This window comes from Chitinophaga polysaccharea (genome assembly GCF_007829335.1).
GTDB classification, from domain to species: Bacteria; Bacteroidota; Bacteroidia; order Chitinophagales; family Chitinophagaceae; genus Chitinophaga; species Chitinophaga polysaccharea_B.
On sequence record NZ_VIWO01000007.1, the window covers coordinates 228,529 to 249,764 of the forward strand.

Annotated in this window: 18 protein-coding genes; 5 read left to right on the forward strand and 13 right to left on the reverse strand. The window is 47.6% G+C overall.

All coding sequences use genetic code 11. The features are described from left to right. Position 1: 1 nt before the first annotated feature. From FHW36_RS22470 to hisG, 9 genes are all read right to left on the reverse strand, one after another. Entirely contained in the window at positions 2-637 is a 636-nt protein-coding gene (locus FHW36_RS22470) for a phosphoribosylanthranilate isomerase (RefSeq protein WP_145672247.1), read from the reverse strand. Positions 638-641: 4 nt separating this feature from the next. Next, positions 642-1,445, reverse strand: a complete 804-nt coding sequence (gene trpC / locus FHW36_RS22475) for an indole-3-glycerol phosphate synthase TrpC (protein ID WP_145672249.1) — start codon at positions 1,443-1,445, stop codon at positions 642-644. A gap of 16 nt (positions 1,446-1,461) precedes the next feature. Continuing rightward, positions 1,462-2,457 carry an anthranilate phosphoribosyltransferase gene (gene trpD, locus FHW36_RS22480; RefSeq protein WP_145672251.1) on the reverse strand — a complete coding sequence of 332 codons (996 nt, stop codon included), beginning with the start codon at positions 2,455-2,457 and terminating at the stop codon, positions 1,462-1,464. A gap of 62 nt (positions 2,458-2,519) precedes the next feature. Further along, positions 2,520-3,089 carry an anthranilate synthase component II gene (locus FHW36_RS22485; RefSeq protein WP_145672254.1) on the reverse strand — a complete coding sequence of 190 codons (570 nt, stop codon included), beginning with the start codon at positions 3,087-3,089 and terminating at the stop codon, positions 2,520-2,522. A 2-nt stretch (positions 3,090-3,091) separates the two neighbouring features. Next, on the reverse strand, positions 3,092-4,501 hold the full coding sequence (locus FHW36_RS22490) for an anthranilate synthase component I family protein (RefSeq protein WP_145672256.1): 1,410 nt from the start codon (positions 4,499-4,501) through the stop codon (positions 3,092-3,094). A 235-nt stretch (positions 4,502-4,736) separates the two neighbouring features. Then, entirely contained in the window at positions 4,737-5,873 is a 1,137-nt protein-coding gene (gene hisB, locus FHW36_RS22495) for a bifunctional histidinol-phosphatase/imidazoleglycerol-phosphate dehydratase HisB (RefSeq protein WP_145672258.1), read from the reverse strand. Beyond that, complete coding sequence (gene hisC / locus FHW36_RS22500) at positions 5,870-6,943, reverse strand: histidinol-phosphate transaminase (RefSeq protein WP_145672260.1); 1,074 nt, start codon at positions 6,941-6,943, stop codon at positions 5,870-5,872. Before hisC ends, hisB begins: the two co-directional genes overlap by 4 nt. Positions 6,944-6,965: 22 nt before the next feature. After that, positions 6,966-8,246 (reverse strand): histidinol dehydrogenase, encoded by a 1,281-nt coding sequence (gene hisD, locus FHW36_RS22505; RefSeq protein ID WP_145672262.1) that lies wholly within the window; start codon positions 8,244-8,246, stop codon positions 6,966-6,968. 14 nt (positions 8,247-8,260) lie between these two features. Beyond that, positions 8,261-9,115: an ATP phosphoribosyltransferase gene (gene hisG, locus FHW36_RS22510; protein WP_145672265.1), complete on the reverse strand. Its 855-nt coding sequence runs from the start codon at positions 9,113-9,115 to the stop codon at positions 8,261-8,263. A gap of 700 nt (positions 9,116-9,815) precedes the next feature. On the opposite strand from hisG, the gene FHW36_RS22515 reads away from it, so the two are divergent. The 5 genes from FHW36_RS22515 (at position 9,816) to FHW36_RS22535 (ending at position 13,596) form a co-directional block, all read left to right on the forward strand. Then, positions 9,816-10,235: a LexA family protein gene (locus tag FHW36_RS22515; protein ID WP_145672268.1), complete on the forward strand. Its 420-nt coding sequence runs from the start codon at positions 9,816-9,818 to the stop codon at positions 10,233-10,235. A gap of 20 nt (positions 10,236-10,255) precedes the next feature. Further along, positions 10,256-10,750: a hypothetical protein gene (locus FHW36_RS22520; RefSeq protein WP_145672270.1), complete on the forward strand. Its 495-nt coding sequence runs from the start codon at positions 10,256-10,258 to the stop codon at positions 10,748-10,750. Positions 10,751-10,756: 6 nt separating this feature from the next. Continuing rightward, positions 10,757-11,509, forward strand: coding sequence for an SOS response-associated peptidase (locus tag FHW36_RS22525; protein WP_145672271.1), 753 nt, complete (start codon positions 10,757-10,759; stop codon positions 11,507-11,509). A 139-nt stretch (positions 11,510-11,648) separates the two neighbouring features. Beyond that, positions 11,649-12,647 (forward strand): TlpA disulfide reductase family protein, encoded by a 999-nt coding sequence (locus FHW36_RS22530; protein ID WP_145672274.1) that lies wholly within the window; start codon positions 11,649-11,651, stop codon positions 12,645-12,647. 10 nt (positions 12,648-12,657) lie between these two features. Next, entirely contained in the window at positions 12,658-13,596 is a 939-nt protein-coding gene (locus FHW36_RS22535; RefSeq protein WP_145672276.1) for a hypothetical protein, read from the forward strand. A 54-nt stretch (positions 13,597-13,650) separates the two neighbouring features. Here FHW36_RS22535 and FHW36_RS22540 read toward each other — a convergent pair whose 3' ends face one another. From FHW36_RS22540 to FHW36_RS22555, 4 genes are read right to left on the reverse strand one after another with little or no spacing between them, the layout of a single operon-like run. Then, positions 13,651-14,988: an alkaline phosphatase family protein gene (locus tag FHW36_RS22540; protein ID WP_145672278.1), complete on the reverse strand. Its 1,338-nt coding sequence runs from the start codon at positions 14,986-14,988 to the stop codon at positions 13,651-13,653. A gap of 11 nt (positions 14,989-14,999) precedes the next feature. Then, positions 15,000-16,733, reverse strand: a complete 1,734-nt coding sequence (locus tag FHW36_RS22545; RefSeq protein ID WP_145672280.1) for a RagB/SusD family nutrient uptake outer membrane protein — start codon at positions 16,731-16,733, stop codon at positions 15,000-15,002. Positions 16,734-16,751: 18 nt separating this feature from the next. After that, complete coding sequence (locus FHW36_RS22550; protein ID WP_145672282.1) at positions 16,752-20,069, reverse strand: SusC/RagA family TonB-linked outer membrane protein; 3,318 nt, start codon at positions 20,067-20,069, stop codon at positions 16,752-16,754. Positions 20,070-20,090: 21 nt separating this feature from the next. Next, a complete protein-coding gene (locus FHW36_RS22555; RefSeq protein WP_145672284.1) occupies positions 20,091-21,092 on the reverse strand; it encodes a FecR family protein in 1,002 nt (333 codons plus the stop codon). Positions 21,093-21,236: the final 144 nt, after the last annotated feature.

Genomic DNA, 21,236 nt, shown 5'->3' on the forward strand with positions numbered 1-21,236 from the left:
TTTATTTAGTTAATGATGAATGTATTTCTTTTACAAATTGTTCCACCAGCGCTATGTTCTTAACGCCGGGGCTGTCTTCAAACTTACTGTTCACATCTGCCGCGAACAGCATCGGCAGCTGCATGTTACTGATTTCCGCTGCCTGATCCGGTGTAATACCTCCGCTCAGGAAAAAGGGATGATCGAATGGGTAGGTTTTCAGCAGTTCCCAGTTAAACCGGTCGCCCGTGCCGCCATAGCCTTTTACCGAAGCGGTATCGAACAGGAAATAATCGGTAACGGGAATAAATGGCGCCACAACGTTTTGCCAATTAACGTTATCACCGATACGAAATGCTTTGATCACCGGGATGCTTTCACGGAGAGCGGCGCAAAATTCAGGCGCTTCATCGCCATGCAGTTGCACCATGTCCAGCGCATAGTCGGCAATAGTACGTTGTACCTGTTCCAGGGAAGCATTTACAAACACGCCTACCTTCCGGATGCGGGTAGTTTCCCGCACCGACCTGGCGTCTATTTTGTTACCCGCAAAGCGGGGTGATTTCTCATAAAAAATAAATCCGGCATAATCTACGCTGTTAGCTACCAACGCCTGCAAATCAGTGATTCTTGTAATACCGCATACTTTAATACGCATATCGTTATTGTTTTTGCTGCAAGTCGCTGAGTGTTTGTACAAAGTTTTCAAATGCCCTGGCCGGATCTTCCTGCCTCATAAAATGTTCGCCAATGAGGAAACCCTGGAACCCTGCGTTCTTCAGGGTAACAATCGAAGCGGGATCATTAATACCGCTTTCTGCTACCTTTATTTTATCTGCCGGGATTTTCGGGGCCAGCTCACAGGAGCGGTTAAAATCGACCTGGAAAGTAACCAGGTCCCTGTTATTTACGCCTACCAGGTGGGTATGTGCGGTTATTTTTTCGAGCTGAGCTTCGCTATGTACTTCCAGCAATACTTCCAGTCCGAGGTTATGTGCAAATGCGGCCAGGTGCGCTACCTGTGCGGCATCCAGGCATTCTGCAATCAACAGGATAACGTCGGCGCCGATGGCCCTGGCCTCCAGGATCTGGTATTCATCTATTACAAAATCCTTGCGCAGGATGGGAATCTGGTTAAAGCTGCGTGCCTGTTGCAGGTCGTCGGAAGAACCGCCGAAATATTTTTCATCGGTGAGCACCGACAGGCCGGAGGCGCCATAGCGGGTATATGCGGTAGTTACCTCCTGCACGGTTACTTCTCCATTGATCAATCCTTTGGAGGGAGAGCGGCGTTTGAACTCTGCAATGATACCTGTTTTTCCCGGTTGTTGCAGGAAATTGCGCAGCGATAAGGTTTCCCGGTTAAAGCCAGGCGACTGTTGCAGGTCCTGCGCACTACGTTGCAATTTACGGGCAGCTACTTCTACCTGTTTATGCGCGACTATTTCAGCTAAGATGTTTTTCATGATCAATTATCTGGTACTACGACTGCAATGCAATCAGTTTTTTAAATGAGGTAAGCGCGCTACCCGACTCGAGTGATGCTACCGCCGCGGCAAAGCAATCATCGTAGGATGAATATTTCCCAAGGCTGTACAGGCCCATGGCCGCGTTGGCAAACACCACGGAATTCTGTGCCCAGGTACCTTCTCCTTTGAGTATTTTCATAAAGATCTTTGCGGCTTCTTCAGTAGAATTACCACCATAGATATCTTCCGGGTGTACCTTTCTTTTACCCAGCTGTTCCGGTGTCCAGTCCTGCTCTCCCTTATTGGTGATCACCTTGGTATCGGCGGTCAGGGAAATTTCGTCATATCCGTCCAGGCTGTGTACAATTACAAACTGTTTATCTGTTTGCTGGAACAGGTAGTTGTATACCCTTGCCATTTCCAGGTTATATACGCCAATGAGCTGATGTTTGGCCAATGCCGGATTTACCAGGGGACCCAGCATATTAAAGAATGTGCGGATACCCAGCTGGCGGCGGATACCGGCCACATGTTTCAGGGCCGGGTGAAATAATGGTGCGTGCAGGAAACAGATGCCGGATTCTTCCAGTTCTGTTTTCAGTTTGGCATCATCATTTTTGAACTTATAGCCTATCAGTTCCATCACATTGGAGGCGCCGCTTACGGAAGACACGCCATAGTTGCCATGTTTGGCTACTTTAGCGCCTGCCCCTGCTACTACAAAGCACGACAAGGTAGAAATATTAAAGGTATTTTTTGCATCCCCGCCGGTGCCTACGATGTCCAGTACATCGTAACCATTCAGGTTTACCGGTACACAAAGCTCCAGCAGTGCATCGCGGAAGCCGAGCAGCTCATCGATGGTGATACTGCGCATCAGGAAAACTGTCATGAAAGCGGCCAGTTCACTTTCATTGTACATACCCTTGGAAATGCTGATCAGGATATCCTTTGCTGCTTCCCGGGAGAAGGTTTTATGTTCGAAGAGATAATTGAGAATCTTTTTCATAGCTGTTAGCTGTTGGCTTTTAGCTTTTTTAACAAAATGGTTTCATACGTTAAGGCTGTTATTTATTGCTGTAGCCAGTTTCGCAGGATTTGCTCCCCCTGTGGCGTCAGTACACTTTCGGGGTGAAACTGTACACCGCTTACATCGTATTTGTTATGTTGCAATGCCATAATAAAGCCGTCGTCATCTTTGGCAGTCACGATTAATTCAGCGGGGAGCGTACTTTCGTCGACCACCCATGAATGATAGCGACCTGCCTGGATCTGGCGCGGCATGCCTTTAAACAGGCGCCCGTTGTCGGCAATAATGTTTACCTGGGTAGCCACGCCGTGGTATACTTCTTTCAGGTTGGTTAAAGAAGCGCCAAAAGCCTGTCCGATGGCTTGCTGGCCGAGGCATACCCCAAAGATGGATTTGGTGGGGGCATACTCTTTAATGAGCGGCAGCAATAGCCCTGCTTCTTCCGGGATACCAGGGCCGGGAGATAAAATAATTTTATCGTAGTCGTTTACTTTTTCCAATGGAATTTCATCATTGCGCACCACGGTGACTTTGCCGTTGATGATTTTTTCCACGAGATGAACGAGGTTGTATGTAAAGGAGTCGTAATTATCGAAAACGAGGATATTCATCACTAAATTTTTTGTGCCAGCAGGATGGCTTGTTTTAATGCATTGAGTTTGTTATTGACTTCTTCCAGTTCAGAAGAGGCTACTGACTTGGCCACTACGCCCGCTCCGGCCTGGTAGTACAGGGTATTCATTTTACTAAGTATGGAACGGATCATGATGGCGTGGTTAAAGTCGCCGTTGAAGCCTACCGCACCGATACAGCCGCCATAGAAGCCGCGGGCAGTGGGCTCATATTGATCAATGATTTCCATGGCCCTGTATTTGGGAGCGCCGGAAAGTGTGCCTGCAGGGAAGGACGATGCCAGCAGGGCAAAAGGATTCATAGTTGGATCCACTTTCCCGGTTACTTCACTCACCAGGTGAATCACGTGCGAGTAAAAATGTACTTTCCGGTAGGAAGCCACTTCCACCTCGGTGGCATTGCGGCTCAGATCATTGCGGGCCAGGTCTACCAGCATCACATGTTCTGCATTTTCCTTTGGATCTTCCAGCAGTTTTTCTGCCAGCAACTTATCCTGGCTATCATCCCCGGTACGGCGGAAAGTGCCTGCTATCGGGTGAATGGTGGCCTTGCCGTTGGTAATTACGATCTGCGCTTCAGGGGAAGAACCCATTAGTTTATAGTCGCCGTAATCGAAGAAGAAAAGATAAGGAGAAGGGTTGATGGAGCGGAGGGCGCGGTATACATTGAATTCATCGCCACGGAAGGACTGCTGGAAGGAACGGGAGAGTACTACCTGGAAAACATCTCCGCGGAAACAGTGTTGCTTGCCTTTTTCCACCATTTGCATGTATGCTGCATCTGTCATATTGCTTTCCTCTACTCCGGTGGCGGCAAATGGATACCCCGGTGAGTCTTTATGCCGTATGAGTGATTCTACCAGGTCAAATTCGCTATCGAGACCTTCTACCTGGTTTTCACAAAGAAAGAGTTCATCTTTAAAGTGATTGATGGCAATGATATATTGATAGTAGCGGTAGCGCATCAGGGGGATGGTATTACCGGCTTGTTTTTGTTTATTGAATTCGATGGTTTCGAAGAACTGTACCGCATCGAACGTGGTGTAGCCAAAGAGGCTCTGGGCACCTGGTACGGGGTGTTTGCCACTAAAAGAGAAGTTGCCCAGGAATTTCTGCAATTCATCCAGCACGCTCTGGCTGTTTTTCAGCTCTTTCTTTTCTACCGGCAGGTTGGGATATTTGAATTCAAACTTAGTGGTAGAAGTAACTTCGATGCCTGCAATAGGTTTTACGCAGATAAAGGAATAGCTGTTTTCACTGGCCCTGTAGTCGGTGCTTTCGAGGAGGATGGAACCGGGGAATTTATCGCGGAGCCGCAGATATATCCCCACTGGCGTGAAAATGTCTGCCAGCATCTGTTTCGATCTCGTGTTTACTTGGATGGTACGCATGATATATTGGGTGAAATGTTTGTTTTTCTGTTGAAATAGAATGGTATAAAAAGCCAGAAGGCCCGCTGTGTAACAGCGGGCCTTCCAAATATATTTCTAAACGAAACATGGCACTGTAACACAGATCAGGAATTGATTCCGTGCCACCACCAATGTTTATTTGTAATGATATTTTGCATAGCGGGACAAAAATGGGCATTTTTTTTATAAAATGCAAATTTTTTTCGCGTGTCACTTATAATACTCCTTTTGTAGATGGCAGCTGCATATTGTAAGGGTTCCGCTTCACGGCCATCTTAATGGCTTTGGCAAATGCCTTGAAGATCGCTTCTATCTTATGGTGCTCATTTTCACCCGTTGCCTGGATGTTCAGGTTTGATTTAGCGCCGTCGGAGAAGGATTTGAAGAAATGATAAAACATTTCGGTAGGCATCTCTCCTATCTTTTCCCTTTTAAACTCCGCATCCCATACCAGCCAGTTACGGCCGCCAAAGTCGATTCCCACCTGCGCGAGGCAGTCGTCCATAGGCAAACAGAAACCATATCTTTCAATACCGCGTTTATCGCCCAGGCCTTTTGCAATGGCTTCTCCCAAAGCAATACCAGTATCTTCTATGGTATGGTGTTCATCTATATGTAAATCGCCTTTAGCGGTAATATTCAGGTCGATAGCGCCATGGCGGGCAATCTGGTCGAGCATATGATCAAAGAAGCCCAGTCCTGTATGAATATTGGCTTTGCCAGTACCGTCGAGGTTCAGTTCAATGCTGATATCCGTTTCGTTAGTTTTTCGTACATGCGTTACCGTTCTCAATCCCAGTTTCAGGAATTCATAGATACGGTTCCAGTCGGTCGATTCCAGCACTATCACAGATTGCAGGGCGGCCACATCATCGCCGATCTCCGCGCTGCCCAGGCCGGAGCCTTCATTGATCCAGATGGCTTTGCTGCCCAGGTTCTTAGCCAGCTGTACATCGGTGATCCGGTCGCCTATTACAAAAGAGTTGGCCAGATCGTAGCTGCCATCCAGGTATTTAGTGAGCATACCGGTACGAGGCTTACGGGTGGGCGCATTATCGGCCGGAAAAGAGCGGTCGATACATACTTCATCGAATTTCACGCCTTCATTTTCGAAGGCTTTCATGATCATATTTTGTGCCGGCCAGAAGGTGTCTTCCGGGAAAGACGCTGTACCCAGGCCATCCTGGTTGGTAACCATCACCAGTTCATAATCCAGTTCGGCCGCTATCCGGGCCATATTCACAAATACCTTGGGATAGAACTCTATTTTATCCAGGCTATCGATCTGGTAGGTGGGTGGTACTTCTTTGATAAGGGTACCATCGCGATCTATAAAGAGTACACGTTTCATGCAGATACAGGCGTTTCTTTTTTCAGGTTAAAAGATTTCAATACTTCCAGCAGGTGCAGGTTTTCGGCGGGAGTACCGATGGTAATGCGCAGGCAGCCCATGCACAGCTCTACTTTGGAGCGGTCGCGCACCACGATGCCGCGTTCAATGAGATAGTTATAAATACCTTTGGCATCGGTAGTTTTTACCAGGATAAAGCTGGCATCGCTGGGGTAAATTTCCAGTACTTCCGGCAGCTGAATAAGGCCGGCAGAGAGCAGGTCGCGCTCTATCACGATTTCGCGGATCCACTCGTTTACCTGGCTTACATTGTCCAGCGCCTGTAAGGCCAGCTCATTGGTGGCCTGGCTGATATTGTACGGAGGTTTTACCTTGTTGAAAGTATTGACGATATCTTCGCTGGCAAAGGCCATCCCGATCCGGAGCCCTGCCAGTCCCCAGGCTTTGGACAGGGTTTGCAGTACTACCAGGTTCGGGTATTCTGTCAGCTCCTGTATGAATGTTTTCTGGCGGGAGAAATTAATGTAAGCTTCATCGATCACCACGATGCCATCGAAGTTGTTCAACAGCAATTCAATGTCCGCACGGTTAATGGAGTTGCCGGTCGGGTTATTGGGAGAGCAGATAAAAATCAGTTTGGTATTTTCATCGATGGCTTGTTGCAGCGCAGGGATGTCTAGCTGAAAATCAGGTGTAAGGCTCACTTTGCGTACAATGGCATCGTTGATGTGCGCACTTACTTCGTACATGCCGTAAGTAGGCGGACAGAGCACCACGTTATCCACACCGGGGTTTACGAAGCAGCGATACAGTACATCAATTGCTTCATCGCTGCCGTGGCCGATGAAAATATTCTGTGGCGGCACGCCTTTTATTTCGGCCATTTTATATTTCAGTTTCCACTGCATCGGATCGGGGTAGCGGTTATAATTTACCGGCAGCGGTGATCCGAAATTATTTTCATTGGCGTCCAGGAAAATGGTCGCTTCTCCTTTAAACTCATCCCGGGCAGTAGAATATGGCACCAGTCTTTTTATATTTTCCCTGATCAGGGTATCGAGATTAAACATATCGATTGTAATTAGGTGATTATTATGAGTTGGGTATCTCCAGTTGCTGTAATCTTACGGTCACGGCGTTCTTATGTGCTTCCAGTCCCTCTGCTGCGGCCATAGCTTCGATGGTGGCGCCAATGTTTTGTAGTCCTTCCGGTGAAATCTGCTGGAAAGTAATTTTCTTCACGAAGCTGTCCAGCGATACGCCGCTATAGGCGCGGGCATAACCATTGGTGGGCAGGGTATGGTTGGTACCGGATGCGTAGTCGCCTGCGCTTTCAGGAGTGTAGTTACCCATGAATACAGACCCTGCATCGGTGACCCTGTCTGCCAGGTTTTCGGCGCCATTACAAGCTAAGATAAGGTGTTCCGGCGCATATGCGTTCAACATATCTATGGCAGTATCAATATCTTTCACCAGGATAATTTTGCTGTTATCCAGCGCAGTCGTGGCAATTCCTCTACGGGGCAGCTTTTCCAGCTGGGCATTGAGGGCGTTGGTCACGTTGGTGATGACGCTTTCGCTGGTGGTTACCAGTACTACCTGGCTATCGGGGCCGTGTTCAGCCTGTGATAACAGGTCGGCTGCCACAAAATCCGGGATACAGCTATCATCTGCCAGTACGGCCACTTCCGAAGGGCCGGCCGGCATATCGATGGCTACCCCGCTTTTGTTGACCAGCTGTTTGGCGCAGGTTACGTATTGGTTACCGGGGCCAAAGATCTTATATACCTGTGGTACGGACTCCGTACCATATGCCATAGCGCCAATGGCTTGTACACCTCCGATGGTAAACACTTTTTCAATGCCTACCAACTGTGCGGTGTAGAGGATGGCCGGGTGCAGGGACGGTGTACATAGTACCACTTCTTTACAACCTGCTATCATGGCAGGGATACCCAACATCAGGATGGTGGAAAACAAGGGTGCTGATCCACCGGGAATATATAAACCTACCTTTTGAATGGCTACGGGTTTGCGCCAGCATTGCACGCCGGGCATGGTTTCAATCACCTGCACTTTTTCCTGTTGTGCGCGGTGGAAGGTGGTAATATTTTTGGCTGCCTGCTGGATCGCCGCTTTCAGGGCGGGTTCCAGTACCGCTTCTGCTGCGGCAAAAGCGGCGGCTGGCACCTGGATATTTTCCAGGGTTACCTTATCAAATTCGGCGGCAAATTTTCTGATGGCTTTGTCGCCATTGTCGCGCACTTCCTGCAGGATGTTATTCACTTTTTGTTCCAGCGCGGAAGTATCCATTACAGGTCTTTGCAGCAGGGCTGCCCAGGCATTTTTTTCCGGAAATCTAATTGTTTGCATCATTGACTCTTTTATCAGATCACCATTTTTTCGATGGGCACCACCAGGATACCTTGTGCGCCGGCTTCTTTGAGGCTTTCGATGATATCCCAGAAATCATTTTCATTGAGTACGGAGTGTACAGAGCTCCAGCCAGCTTCTGCCAATGGCAGTACGGTAGGGCTTTTCATGCCTGGCAGCAATCCAATGATTTCATTCAGTTTATCATTGGGTGCGTTGAGCAGGATGTATTTATTGTTCTTCGCCTTTCTCACCGCCTGGATACGGAACAGTAGTTTATCGAGCAGCACCTGTTGTTCAGCTGTAAGCTGGTGACAGGCAGCCAATACAGCTTCTGACTTGAGAACAGTTTCTACTTCTTTCAGTCCATTCATGAACAGGGTGGAACCACTGCTCACCAGGTCGCAGATAGCATCCGCCAAACCTATGCCCGGCGCTATTTCTACCGAACCACTGATTTCGTGTATTTCAGCGGTGATACCATTGCGTTTCAGGAAATCTTCAACAATTACGGGATAGCTGGTAGCAATCCTTTTGTTTTGCAGGTCTTTTACAGACGTGTAATCCACTGATTTCTCCACCGCCATAGATAAGCGGCATTTGCCGAATCCCAGCTTCTGTACGATGTTTACCTGCTTTTGTTTTTCCAGTACTACATTCTCACCCACGATGCCGATATCGGCTACACCATCTTCAATGTATTGAGGAATATCATCATCGCGCAGGAAAAACACTTCCAGCGGAAAGTTGGTTGCTTCTGTTTTCAGCTTGTTCACACCATTGTTGATGTCGATGCCGCATTCCTTCAGCAATTTGATGGAATCGTCGTGCAGGCGGCCTGATTTCTGGATTGCAATTTTTAATTTCATCCTGGGTAAAAATAAAAAGGGGCTTACCTCTTCGGTAAGCCCCTGTTGATGATGTAATATGGTGATATACACAAAATCATCCCCTGCCTACCGTGCTGGTAAGATATGATGGTGATGATGTATATGTATGTTTGTTGTCATAATTCGGGTACAAAAATAGTAATGAAAATGATAAATCAAAGATTTTTTTTGAATTGTCTCCATTAAATAAATGTTAGCACTTATCTATCTTTCAGCGGAATGTTGATGATAAAGGATAATACCCGAAAGATGATTATTCGGGAATAATCAGTTGGCGCTGAAGACACTTGCTGACAGTGCAGGAGTAAAAAGCCAGGAGGCCCGCTAACAGGGGTAACAACGTTTTTTCATTGGTATTGGGTTTAATGATCAAAGAACTGTTTACAATACGTAACAGGTATCGTTTTAAAACGCGATAAAGATATTATTTTAAAATACATATTATTAAATTACACTATTTACACAACTATTTTCATCACTTTTGTTTGGTAAATGGTACACCAAAAAATTCTCACTGCGCCTGTTTTAGCACTTATCCTACACATCTTGCTGATCTGCTGTTTATTAGCTTCCAGACCGGTTTTTCAGCATTGTAAACGATCTGTTAATTGATTTTTTTAACTAATTATTTTAGCTTTAATTTGCTAATATTATTAGTATTTATTAAAACGATAGTTATATGGAAGCATTGAAACAGCGCGTATTGGATATAACCCTGCCGTTTGTTAACACCAGCATACCCGCAGGGTTCCCAACCCCCGCATTGGATTACCAGGAAGAAGAAATAGATCTTTCCCGGATCCTGCAACCCAATCCCAATAGTTCCTTCATTATTAAAGTGAAAGGAGATAGTATGACAGACGCTAATATCCCTGATGGCTGCATGGCAGTGGTAGACCGCTCCATCCGCCCCGGTACCGGCGATATCATTGTAGCGGCATTAAACGGAGAGTATACCGTGAAACGCCTGGTAAAAGCCGGGCGTAGCTGGGTACTGCATCCCGAAAATGCGTTTTATAAACCCATCGTGATCACAGAAGACTGTGACTTCCAGGTATGGGGCGTAGTTACCGCCGTGATTGTAGATATGCGTAAATAAACCATGAAACCGGTCCCGTCATGCATAATCCACTGGCATTATTGACGCCTGAACTGGTAAAGGCCTTGCTTGATCACGGCTTTACCTTATTTGTCCGGCAAAGCTATCCCGCCGGAGGAAATAATACAGATACGCACATCAGGGAAGTATTTCTCATTACTCCGTACAAAGACATAGGCGAAGCCAACATTCACTTTCAGCAGATCCGTTTTGACCACCGGAAATATATTTACCAGGTGCATCACCCGGAAGAAATAGACAAGTTATATATCGCCGCTTCGCAGCCGGAAGGCTACAAAGTATATGCGGCGCTGTTACAGCAGGAAGTATGGCTACCACCTCTATATATGGATCCTGCGGTAAGAAGGTACATTTCCCGCAAAACCAGCTGGAGGCCGGACAAACAGGAAGAAGTTCAGGCAGAGTTATACCTGCACTACGGAGAGTTGTATTTTTCCCTGAAATACGCCAATGAAGAAATAAAAGTACCTTTATCTGATATAGACTACGACTAACTTATTATGTGTTACGATATTGCCTTCAGTGCCAACATAGAGAGTATTTTCAAATATCTGCCCCAGCTGAAAGCCGGTGGCAACCTGGATATTCACTTTGATCCCACCTGGCATAAAATCGGGATGTCTTATCCTCAATGGCCGGTGATTACGCATCGTAATGGCCTGCAGCTGGAACAATTCACCTGGGGGCCTATACCAAAACTGTTAGATACCCTGGAGAAAGTAAAAAGACAGCGCCAATTATACCTGAACGCCCGTAGTGAAAAGGTATTGGAAAATGGTACCATGTGGAATGCAATCCGGCACCAGCGCTGCCTGATACCCGCTACCGGCTTCTTCGAATACCGGCAGGTACCCGGGTGGAAAAATAAGGTAGCTTATCATATCAAATCCAGGGAACAGGAAATATTTTTTATTGCCGGCCTGTGGGCATTGTCCAACTCCTGGGATGTGGATAAGCCGGAGCGTATCCCCACCTTTACCCTGCTGACACGCAGCGCTAATCCATTAATGGCACAAATCCATAATGGGGGCGACAATGCCGGCAGAATGCCGATGATGCTCACCAACGAACTGGCGGAGGAATGGGTTAAACCGTCCCTCACAGACACGGATATACGCGAAATATTAAGATATAAGTTACCAGCCGGTCAACTGGATTGCTGGCCGGTAAATTCTGTACGCAAAGTGAAACCCGACGACGCTACTGTTATTGCCCCCGTGATACACGAAGGGTTGCCTGCTCTCCAGCTATAAGCTACCCGTATGCTGCTAACCCGGCTACTAAAACGATCCGCTGTTTATATAAAAATGCGGCTTTTTTAAAAGAATTACTGCATTGCCTTCACCCTTTATGCATAGTGCGTTGTCTTACCTCTAATAAACGCGCACAAATATGACTAAAATAAGATATAGCGCCTGTTGCGTACTGTTGTTGCTCCTGCTACGGTTGCCGGGGCTGGCACAAGGGTTTGTGATCAAAGGAGCCGTAAAGGATGTAAAATATGGCAAGATAAAGCTGCTGGCGCTTGAAGATAACAAAGTCGTACTAGGAGAAGCTGATATCAAAGGGCATCAGTTTATCGTAAAAGGGAAACTGGATTACCCTCAACCAGTTACGCTTTGCATCAACGGAAATGTCGTACCTGTATTCCTCGAAAACACCCATTACCAGCTACAAACGGATTACTTCGGAATGAATGGCCGTCAATTAAAAGGCGGACAGCTGAACGATGAATACCAGTACTATTTGCAGGATATGACAAACCCCTCTAATCCTGACCGTACCACGGAATTTCTCGCTAAATACCCTGATTCTGAGGTGGGAGCTTTCCTCGCCAACTACTGGGGAAAGTACCCCTATTCCCGCGTAAAAGCTTTCCTGGATGCTATGGGAGCTCATGCACGGCAATCGTGGTATGGCAAACTGGTAACCCAACGGGAAGACGTTATGTCGAGATCACAGCCAGGCCGCGTAGTGCCCGACTTCAAAGCCCTGGGTGTAAATGGCGATACCGTTAACTACAACCGTTTCCGCGGCAAAGTACTCATGCTTGATTTCTGGGCTTCCTGGTGCCACCCCTGCCGCCTGGAAATACCTCATCTCAAAAAAGTATACCAAACCTTTCATGAAAAGGGTGTAGAAATTCTCAGTATTTCTGTGGACGCCGTAGATGCTGCCTGGAAAAAAGCACTCGGCCAGGAACAGATGCCATGGCCGCAGGCACGCGATCCCAAAGGATTTGATGAAAATGGCTTCCGCAAAGTATTTGGATTCGGTTTCGTTCCCTTTGCCGTGATCATAGGCGCCGATGGTAAAGTAGTGACCGTGTGGGACCGCACCGGGAAATCGCTGGAACAATTGCTGGAAGAAGCACTGGCACAAACCAAATAAAAAAAGATCCATGAAATATAGCCTTCTATTATGGTTACTTGCAGGATGGGGCCTATCTGCTACCGCGCAACAGGCAAGTATACAACATCAGCTGACCGCTATGCGCAAAATAGCTGCTGATGGCGCACGGGACAGCGCCACAGCCAGCAAAGCTGCCATCAAACTACTGCCGCAGCTGGATCCAGACAATGCATTGCTGGCCACGCAAGGTAATGACAGCATCATCAATAGCTACCTCGATGGTTTCTTTGAGATGCGCCACCTCGCAGGAGTTGCCACCAGCTTCGATAATGGCAGCAACATGCGCCTGAAATATGTGCTTTACAATGTACAAAGCGACCAGGTAAGATGGGCCTACTACCAACGGGTAGCTGCCGGGCGCACCGCTCTTAACGATGACTATAGCATACTGAAAGAAGTAAAAGCAGACCTGGCATTCGTTATACCGGCACGCCAGCGGATGAAATACGATTCCCTGTTCCGCATCTGGTACAACGTGCGCCAGGGAGAGCCGGCGCCGGCCTTTACTTTATATAATAACCAGGGAGGCCACCTGGTTACCAATGCTCCCGGCGAAAAGATGTGGGCTATTCAAACCTATGCCCCATCAGATACTGCCAGCATGCGAGCTTACCGGGTCTTCTGTGCCCTTGCACAACGACTCGCCAACGACACCAACTTCATTTTTATCGGCGTTAATCTGCAGCCGGGAACAGCTCCCGCCACTATGCTGCCGCAATATCACCTGTTGCCAAAGGACATCCCGGCCTTCCGCCGTTTATATGCTATCCATGGCAACAGCCGGGGCATGATTATACGCAACGGCTATTTCCAGATGGCTACTATCCCCGATGCCCCGGAAGAAATGTTGGTATTGCTCCTGCAGTATAATGCCAATATGCACTATCCGGACAACGAGCATGGAGAAACAAGTATCAGCGTTGAATAAAGAAAAAGGGATGGCATCCGTAGTGGAGACCATCCCTTTTTAATGAAGACGAAATTATTTTTCCAGCAGCCCCGCCGGCACTTTACCATCTGTTTTTTCCAGCGATAAACCCAGCAGTTGCGCCACTACCGGCGCTACATCCGTTACATTCATTTCTTTTACATGCCCGCCTTTACTGATCCCCGCGCCATAAGCCACGAAGCCGGTTTGTATCTCCTTAAAATCCGGGAAATAACCATGGGTCCCTCCTTTTGCACCTTTTACCAGTTCGCCGGTAGTAGCGCCACCAATGGTTACACCTCGCGTAGCTGCCAGTGCAAAAGCCGGATGAGGATCAGCCCCTGTAGCTTCCAATTTTATATGGCTGATTACTTTAAACAGCTGACGTTGCTCCGCAGGTAATGCCTGTAAAATGTCCAGCACCTTATTGCTGGTAGCTACATCATGCTCATCTTTCAGATGAAGGAAAGCAGCGCCTCCGGAAACGTGGAACTGTGCTTTCCAATCGCCCATGGATGCGTTATTTAACAGGCCGTTTTGGGCCAGCAAGATATTGGGAGAAAAAGTTTTATCGATATTCACAAAACCATGATCGCCGGTCACCACAACAGCTGTGCGCTCGTATATTCCTGCCCGTTTCAGTGCTTCTATAATGGTGCCTAACGCCCTGTCGGCACCGGCTACCGCCTTTCTCACCAAAAATCCATCCCTGCCCTGCTCATGTTCGTAATGATCTGTGCAAGCCAGGTGCACCGTGGTAAAAGCAGGCTTATAAGTGGTGATCAGGTAGGCCGACATGCGCGCTACATTTTCATCCATGATCATTTCCTCTTCTTCCATAGTAAAATCCTTTGCACCGAGTTTACCTGTGGCATGTTCCTGCACTTCCTGCCATAACGAGAGCGGCGTACACACGCTGGCCATCAGTTCCCGCCGGTCTTTCTTACCTACGGCCCACACATCAGGAATGTTGTAATCGATAGGCGCGCCGACCGATACCGGCCAAATCACGTTAGCTGATTTCCTGCCGGCTTTATGTACCGCGTCAAACAGCGTGGGAACTTTGATACTGTCGTAATAAAAGTACCAGATACCGGTGGCTCCTTTGGGTTCAAATGGCGCATTGTAATAAATACCATGCCTAGCCGGTGTTACCCCCGTGATCAAAGAAGTATGATTGGGATAGGTAACGGTAGGAAATACACTATTCACCCCGTCGGCCCAGGCACCGTTCACCTTCATCATTCGCAGGTTGACCATTCCCCAGGAAGGATCGGTGTAAAACTCGGGGCGAAAGCCATCGATCGTAATCAATACAACATGTTCAGCGTGTTGTGCAAATGAATAACCACTCATCAGCAACAGCAGCAGCAAACCGGTTAATCGCTTCATGTTTTTCATAATTATTCCCATCCTTTGTTTTGTAATAATGCAGGGTTTAATGTCAGGTCATTTAACGGTATCGGATATACGTATTTATAATCTTCCCATTTCCTCTCGATATTATCCAGCCAGATGAGGTTACCGCTGGTCCCGGCCGACAACCTGGTTTGGTCGTCATCTATGAGGAAATAATATACCCCTGGCACTTTCGTAGCAGGCGTTTTCTTTACAAAAGAAACATCCGGCTTACCATCTTCATTCAGATCCATCAATACATCCATAGCAGGTACATATAGCCCTACATATGGTTTAGTCAGCAGCAGGCCCAGGTTCCAGCGTATCAGGTCGTAAAAACGGAAACCTTCCAGGATCAGCTCGATACTTCTCTCCCGGCGGATTTCCAATAATACCGGGTTTAAATTACCGTAAAAATTATCCCTGAGATAAGGATCCGCTGTTAGCGGCAGATCTGTATTTTTCAAGCCGGCACGGGCGCGCAACGGCTTAATAGTCTGGTTCCAGTCGGCTGCCTGAAGAGTGCCCTCCAGTTCGGCTTTCGCCTCGGCCTTATTCAACAATACTTCCGCATAGCGGATGATGGGAATTGAGTTGTAGTTTTCCGCTACCCCATCGGTTGCTTTAGCATCCAGAGTGAACTTCAGCGGTTGATAACCGGTATAGGTATACGTAAAATCCGGCGGCGCTATCTGGCCATCGCGACTGTATTTACCCATACGAATGGTTTGCTGCAAGCGTAAATCTCTGTTCTTTACTTCTTCATTGAACGGCAGGTAATCGAAGCCCGGCTTGTCGGTAAAGCGGCTGCCATCGATGTTCAGGTAAGTGTCTGTAAATGTTTTGGTGAGGCTGATCCTATTGCCGTAAGTAGCGCTGGTAAAGAACCAGTTGGCATCATTGAACACACGCAGACTTTTATTACACACATAGGCCAGTATAATTTCATTTGCATTTGGCATTTCATTGATAAACAGGCTGCGATAGTTCATGGTAGCATCTCCGGCAGTATTCAGGGAATATTGTCCGCTACTGATCAGTTCATCCGCTGCGCTCAGCGAAGCTTTCAGCCACTTGGCCGCATCGGGCAAACTCAACTCCGGGCGGTACTTACGGAAAGTACCTTCAAACAGGCATACCCGGGATTTAAAAGCCAATGCCACCCATTTGGTTACCTGGGAGGCCGTATTATCCTTTTTGGAACGGATATTGGCGCACGCAAAATCCAGGTCGGCCAATACGCTATCCATTACGCTTACACGCGGGTCGCGGCCTTTATAGAGATCAGGATCATTAATAGACATGGTTCTGCTATACCAGGGCACATCCCCGAAACGTTTCACCTTTTCAAAGTAGAACATAGCCCGGAAGAAGCGCGCTATACCTGCAAAATGATTCCTTGCTTCGGTAGGAATATTAGCCTGGTTATAATGTTCGAGGAAGTAATTAATGTTGCGTAAATCGCTCCAGCTCCAACCGGTAGACGACGTGGAAGAATACGCCCCTGGACGGATATATGGATTTACATCCTTCCCGGCCATATAATCACTCATCACATCACCCCTGATAATGGCATTTCCATCAGGTAATATCTTGTAAAAGGAGTTGGCATACAATTGCAGGTCTGCTTCTGTATTAAACGCATTCTCCGGACTTAGTTTATCAAATGGTTTCAGGTTCAGATCCTTTTTACAGGCGGTTGCCGCCAGCACCAGCAATAGATAAATATGCTTTTTCATCTTGGTAAACATTAATCATTAAAAAGTTACACTCAGACCTACAGTGTAGGTTTTCAACATCGGATAGGCCATCCCGTTACCGGCACCAATACCACCTGCGTTATTGTTTAATTCAGGGTCAGAGCCTTCAATTACTTCCGGGTCCAGTGTTTTCATGATGCGGTACATGGGCGACCATGTCCACAGGTTTTGTCCGGTAAAAAAGATGCGTGCATTTTTCATCTTCACCCTGGATACCCATTGTTGTGGAAGGTTGTATCCAACGGTTAGATTCTTCAGGCGGATATACGCTACATTTTGTACATACTTGGATTGTGGTACCGTTAACTCTGCATTGGAGTTAAGCGCCGTATATCCTCTGAACCGGGGGAAGTAAGCATCGCGATTAGTTTCCGACCAGCGGTTGTCCATGATCTGTTCAGGCATCCAGCTGTAAGGACGGTTATACTGTCCCCAGAAAAGGGAGGCATCTGTACCAGGCCACCAGTCGCGTTTTCCAATACCCTGGAAGAAGAAGCTCAGGAAGAAATTATTCCAGTTGGCACTACCTGTGATACCAAAAGCGTAGCGGGGTTCTGAATTACCGATAATGGCCTGATCGCCCGGATTATCCAGCCGGCCGGTACCCTGGTCTATTTTCTTGTTGCCATCGAGGTCTTTGAACCGGATATCGCCCGGCATCAGGGTATTGGCATTGGATACCCGGATGAAGGACTGGTTTACATCATATTTTGCAATCTCGTCGGCGCTCTGGAAGTAGCCATCATTCACAAATCCCCACATATCACCTACGCGCATGCCTTCATAGTAAGTATTGATCAACTTGGTGGGATTATTGAACCGGGTAATGAAAGACTGGTAATCAGACAACACCACGCCCAGACTATAGGCCAATGGCTTGCCACCGGCCTGGAACTGATCGGCCCAGTTCACCGACAATTCCCATCCTTTTGTTTTCAGGTCGGCATAGTTTCCTTTGGGTACGCTGGCGCCAAATACAGCCGGCACCGGCAGTCCTGCGGTAAACATATTAGTGGTATAGCGGGTATATTTATCGAAGGTTACTTTTAACCGGCTGTTCAGGAAAGCTACATCCACGCCGCCGTTGAGAGTAGTAGACTTTTCCCAGGTGAGGCCATTCGGAATTACGTTGGGTTGTTGGGTATAGTCTGGAAGAATACCGTTGATAGACATCGGTAATTTACTCACCGACATAGTTTGTAAAAACTGGTAAGGATTAACGTTACCATTACCCAAGGCGCCATACGACACTCTCAGTTTAACGTCGCTCACCGCTTTGGGCGAGATATGCCAGAACCTCTCTTTAGACACCCGCCATCCGGCGGAAGCAGAAGGAAAAAAACCAAATTGCTGAGACTGCGGGAACTTGGAAGAACCATCGTAACGGCCATTCACTTCCAGCAGGTAACGCTCATCGTAGTTGTAGTTTAAACGAAAGAAGCCGCCCAATGTTCTCCATTCATAGCCCCCGCCGGTGAGGGTATAGTTCAATCCATTCATCAGCGAAAAATCGGGCAGGCTGGCATTGATCAGTCCATCGCGCTGGAAATACCTGGATTTGAACAGGGTATTTTCATAGTTATAGCCCACCAGTATTTTAAACGCATTTTTTGCCAGTCGCTGTTCGTAGTCGGCATAAAAGTTTAATCCGGTGTAGGTGGTTCTGTCGTTTTCTTCGTTCATTTTGCTTTCGCCGCGCACCAGGGTTTCACCGGGTTTCTTACTGTAAGGCACGGGCGTGTATAAACGAGTTTCTACACTTGAAGTGTAAGCATAGGTAAAGTCGCCGTTTACATGCAGTTTATCATGCAGGAAAGAAGTGGTAAAACGGGAGGTATTTCTCAGCAGCAATTGTGTCTGATCAGAATAGTTATTACCTGTTAAGAAGCTGCCAAAGACGATCGCAGCGTTTTCCGTGAGTGATCCATCGGGATTTTTCAGCATAGCGATAGGAAATGCTTCATCGGAAATCCTTCTCCAAACAGGCGTATTGCTGGGATGGTTCAGGATAGGGAAGAAATAGGTACGTTGGGAGAAATCGAAATTATTCTCCAGTTTCAGCCAGTCGAATGGTCGTACTGCTCCTTTTGCCCGTACGTTATACATTTTGTATTTATCGGGGTTGTAACGGAAAATGCCATTCTGCGCCATATATCTGCCGGAGAGATAGTACTCCGACTTGGCATTACCACCGGAAGCGGTCAGCGTTTGTTCGGTAGATGGGTTTCTGTCGGCATACAGTTCCTTGAACCAATCGGTATTACCATAGTATACATAGTTGCCGGTGGTGGGATCTATATCTGTTTTAGGCAGGGATGGATCGTCGTTGCGGCGTTTCAATTCATCGAGATAGTCGAGCGAAAAAGGGAATACACTGTTGGCTTTTGCCGGATGCGATTTATAGTCGTTCCAGGCGTAATAGGCTTCATCAAAATTTTTGGCCCATTCATACCCGTTAGTAACAAATTTAGGCTTAATTGTACGGTCGTTCAGAGAATAGTTGCTGGCGTAGGTGAGCTGTGTATTGTTCTTTGCCGGGCTTTTGGTGGTAATCAATACCACGCCAAAGCTTCCCCGGGCGCCATAGATAGCGGCGGAGGCGGCATCTTTCAGTACAGATACGCTCTCAATATCATTTGGGTTGAGCAGGTTGGGATCGCCGGGTACGCCATCGATCAGTACCAGGGCGCTTCCACCGGCACCGATGGAGGTGGTGCCCCTTACATTGTAGGTAGCACCCCGGATAGGTTTCCCATCTGTCATGCGGATATTCAGGTTGGGCAATACGCCTTGCAATCCACGGGTAGCGCTGGTCATGGGCCTGTTTTCAAACACTTCTTTACCCACCTGGTCTACGGCGCCTGTGAGATTTAGCTTCTTCTGGGTACCGTATCCCACCACTACTACTTCTGTGAGTGCGGAAGAAGATTCTTTCAGCACTACATAAATAGATTGTTCTTTTTGCGGATCGAGACTGTTTTTGACAATTGTTTGGGTCACATATCCCACGTAGGCTACTGTGAATACAAATGGTCCCTGTTGATGTGTATTATCGAAAGTAAAAACGCCGCGGACGTCTGTTACGGCAAAGCTTTTGATGCTATCGGCGCCACTTTTCATCTGTACGGAGGCGCCTGGAACGGGCTGTCCTTTTTCGTCTTCAATCAATCCTTTGATCCATGTTTTTCTTTGCGCCTGTGCCGGCACCAGGTGGATAAAAGCCATCAGTAGCAACAGGCAGAAAAATTTAGCGTAGTGCTGCAGGTGTTTAGAGGGCAAGGCTTCGCCCTTCACTAGCAGGTAGCGATGTGTCATAAAGCGCAAATATTTAGTGAGTTACTTTTTCTCTATCCGGTAGCCGGTACTTGTTGATATTATTTTTAAATCGTGTAACATGGCCATGCGATGCAGTACCTGTGCCAGCGAGTCGGTGTCCCGGATCATTCCCGAAAAGGCGATATCATCGAAGACATGTGGCTGGCGACTGATATGTATATGATACCCTGCGGCGATGGAATCCAGCACGGCGGACAATGGTGTTTGATCAAAAGTGGCGGCAAAGCCCTGCAGCGATCCGAAAGCAACGGCCGGCGCTGCAGCAGGCCTGCCTGGCTGCGGCTGCACATGCGCAATACCTGTAGTGATGTTACAGGTCAGCTGTTGCCCGGGTTGCAGGTAGCGCGTTTGCGCAGTGGACTTTACCATTACCTTACCGGTATGGAGCAATACTTTCACATCCTGATGCACCGAGTAAATGGTAAAGGAAGTGCCCAATGCCGTGGTAGCTATGCCCTCGCTGATAACGGTGAAAGGTAATGGGGCGTTGCGGACCACATTAAAAAATCCTTTTCCGCGCAGCCAGATGGTTCTGTCTTTAGCAGCAAATGGTGTGGTGTAGCGTATCGATGCGTTGGGATATAGTACTACCTGTGAGCCGTCGGGCAAACTGAGTACCTGTGGCTGGGCCTTCACGTTTTGTACCACGGTGGTATCGGGTACAGGCGACTTTTTTTCGGCCAGCACAGGTCGTATAGGCGACGACGTTATCCCTGAAATCCACCACATACCCAGGGCTATGATAACAACTGCGGCGGCGGCAGCAGCTACCCAGTGCAGGTAATACACTTTTTTCCGGGCGCCTATCCCGGTGGCAATTACCCGGTACATGTCATCCGCTTCTCCGGCAGTAAACAGGTGGCCGTCCGGGTTGGGCTGTTGGTCGTACCATTGATTATACGCTGCCAATTCCGCATCAGTAGCGGTACCATCCAGGTATTTTTCCAGTAAATATTGCAGGCGCGATGGCGTCATCAGCATGGGTATTTGTATAGTTATCACTTCAACCGCTATTTACCCCCATCTGATTTTCCTCAAAAAACCGGAATTCATATTTAGTTAACATTGGAGCAATGTTCACTATAACTTAACATACAAACCCTGGCCCAGTAAATATCTTTGCACGCAAAACTATATTCTTATCTA

What these genes read in the sequence shown, in the direction of transcription:
- FHW36_RS22525 (WP_145672271.1), top strand. Translation starts at nt 10,757, where the DNA reads ATGTGTTACGATATTGCCTTCAGTGCCAACATAGAGAGTATTTTCAAA.
- hisC (WP_145672260.1), bottom strand. Translation starts at nt 6,943, where the DNA reads ATGTTTAATCTCGATACCCTGATCAGGGAAAATATAAAAAGACTGGTG.
- FHW36_RS22545 (WP_145672280.1), bottom strand. Translation starts at nt 16,733, where the DNA reads ATGAAAAAGCATATTTATCTATTGCTGGTGCTGGCGGCAACCGCCTGT.
- FHW36_RS22540 (WP_145672278.1), bottom strand. Translation starts at nt 14,988, where the DNA reads ATGAAGCGATTAACCGGTTTGCTGCTGCTGTTGCTGATGAGTGGTTAT.
- hisB (WP_145672258.1), bottom strand. Translation starts at nt 5,873, where the DNA reads ATGAAACGTGTACTCTTTATAGATCGCGATGGTACCCTTATCAAAGAA.
- FHW36_RS22550 (WP_145672282.1), bottom strand. Translation starts at nt 20,069, where the DNA reads ATGACACATCGCTACCTGCTAGTGAAGGGCGAAGCCTTGCCCTCTAAA.
- FHW36_RS22470 (WP_145672247.1), bottom strand. Translation starts at nt 637, where the DNA reads ATGCGTATTAAAGTATGCGGTATTACAAGAATCACTGATTTGCAGGCG.
- hisG (WP_145672265.1), bottom strand. Translation starts at nt 9,115, where the DNA reads ATGAAATTAAAAATTGCAATCCAGAAATCAGGCCGCCTGCACGACGAT.
- FHW36_RS22515 (WP_145672268.1), top strand. Translation starts at nt 9,816, where the DNA reads ATGGAAGCATTGAAACAGCGCGTATTGGATATAACCCTGCCGTTTGTT.
- FHW36_RS22490 (WP_145672256.1), bottom strand. Translation starts at nt 4,501, where the DNA reads ATGCGTACCATCCAAGTAAACACGAGATCGAAACAGATGCTGGCAGAC.
- trpC (WP_145672249.1), bottom strand. Translation starts at nt 1,445, where the DNA reads ATGAAAAACATCTTAGCTGAAATAGTCGCGCATAAACAGGTAGAAGTA.
- hisD (WP_145672262.1), bottom strand. Translation starts at nt 8,246, where the DNA reads ATGCAAACAATTAGATTTCCGGAAAAAAATGCCTGGGCAGCCCTGCTG.
- FHW36_RS22485 (WP_145672254.1), bottom strand. Translation starts at nt 3,089, where the DNA reads ATGAATATCCTCGTTTTCGATAATTACGACTCCTTTACATACAACCTC.
- FHW36_RS22520 (WP_145672270.1), top strand. Translation starts at nt 10,256, where the DNA reads ATGCATAATCCACTGGCATTATTGACGCCTGAACTGGTAAAGGCCTTG.
- FHW36_RS22530 (WP_145672274.1), top strand. Translation starts at nt 11,649, where the DNA reads ATGACTAAAATAAGATATAGCGCCTGTTGCGTACTGTTGTTGCTCCTG.
- trpD (WP_145672251.1), bottom strand. Translation starts at nt 2,457, where the DNA reads ATGAAAAAGATTCTCAATTATCTCTTCGAACATAAAACCTTCTCCCGG.
- FHW36_RS22535 (WP_145672276.1), top strand. Translation starts at nt 12,658, where the DNA reads ATGAAATATAGCCTTCTATTATGGTTACTTGCAGGATGGGGCCTATCT.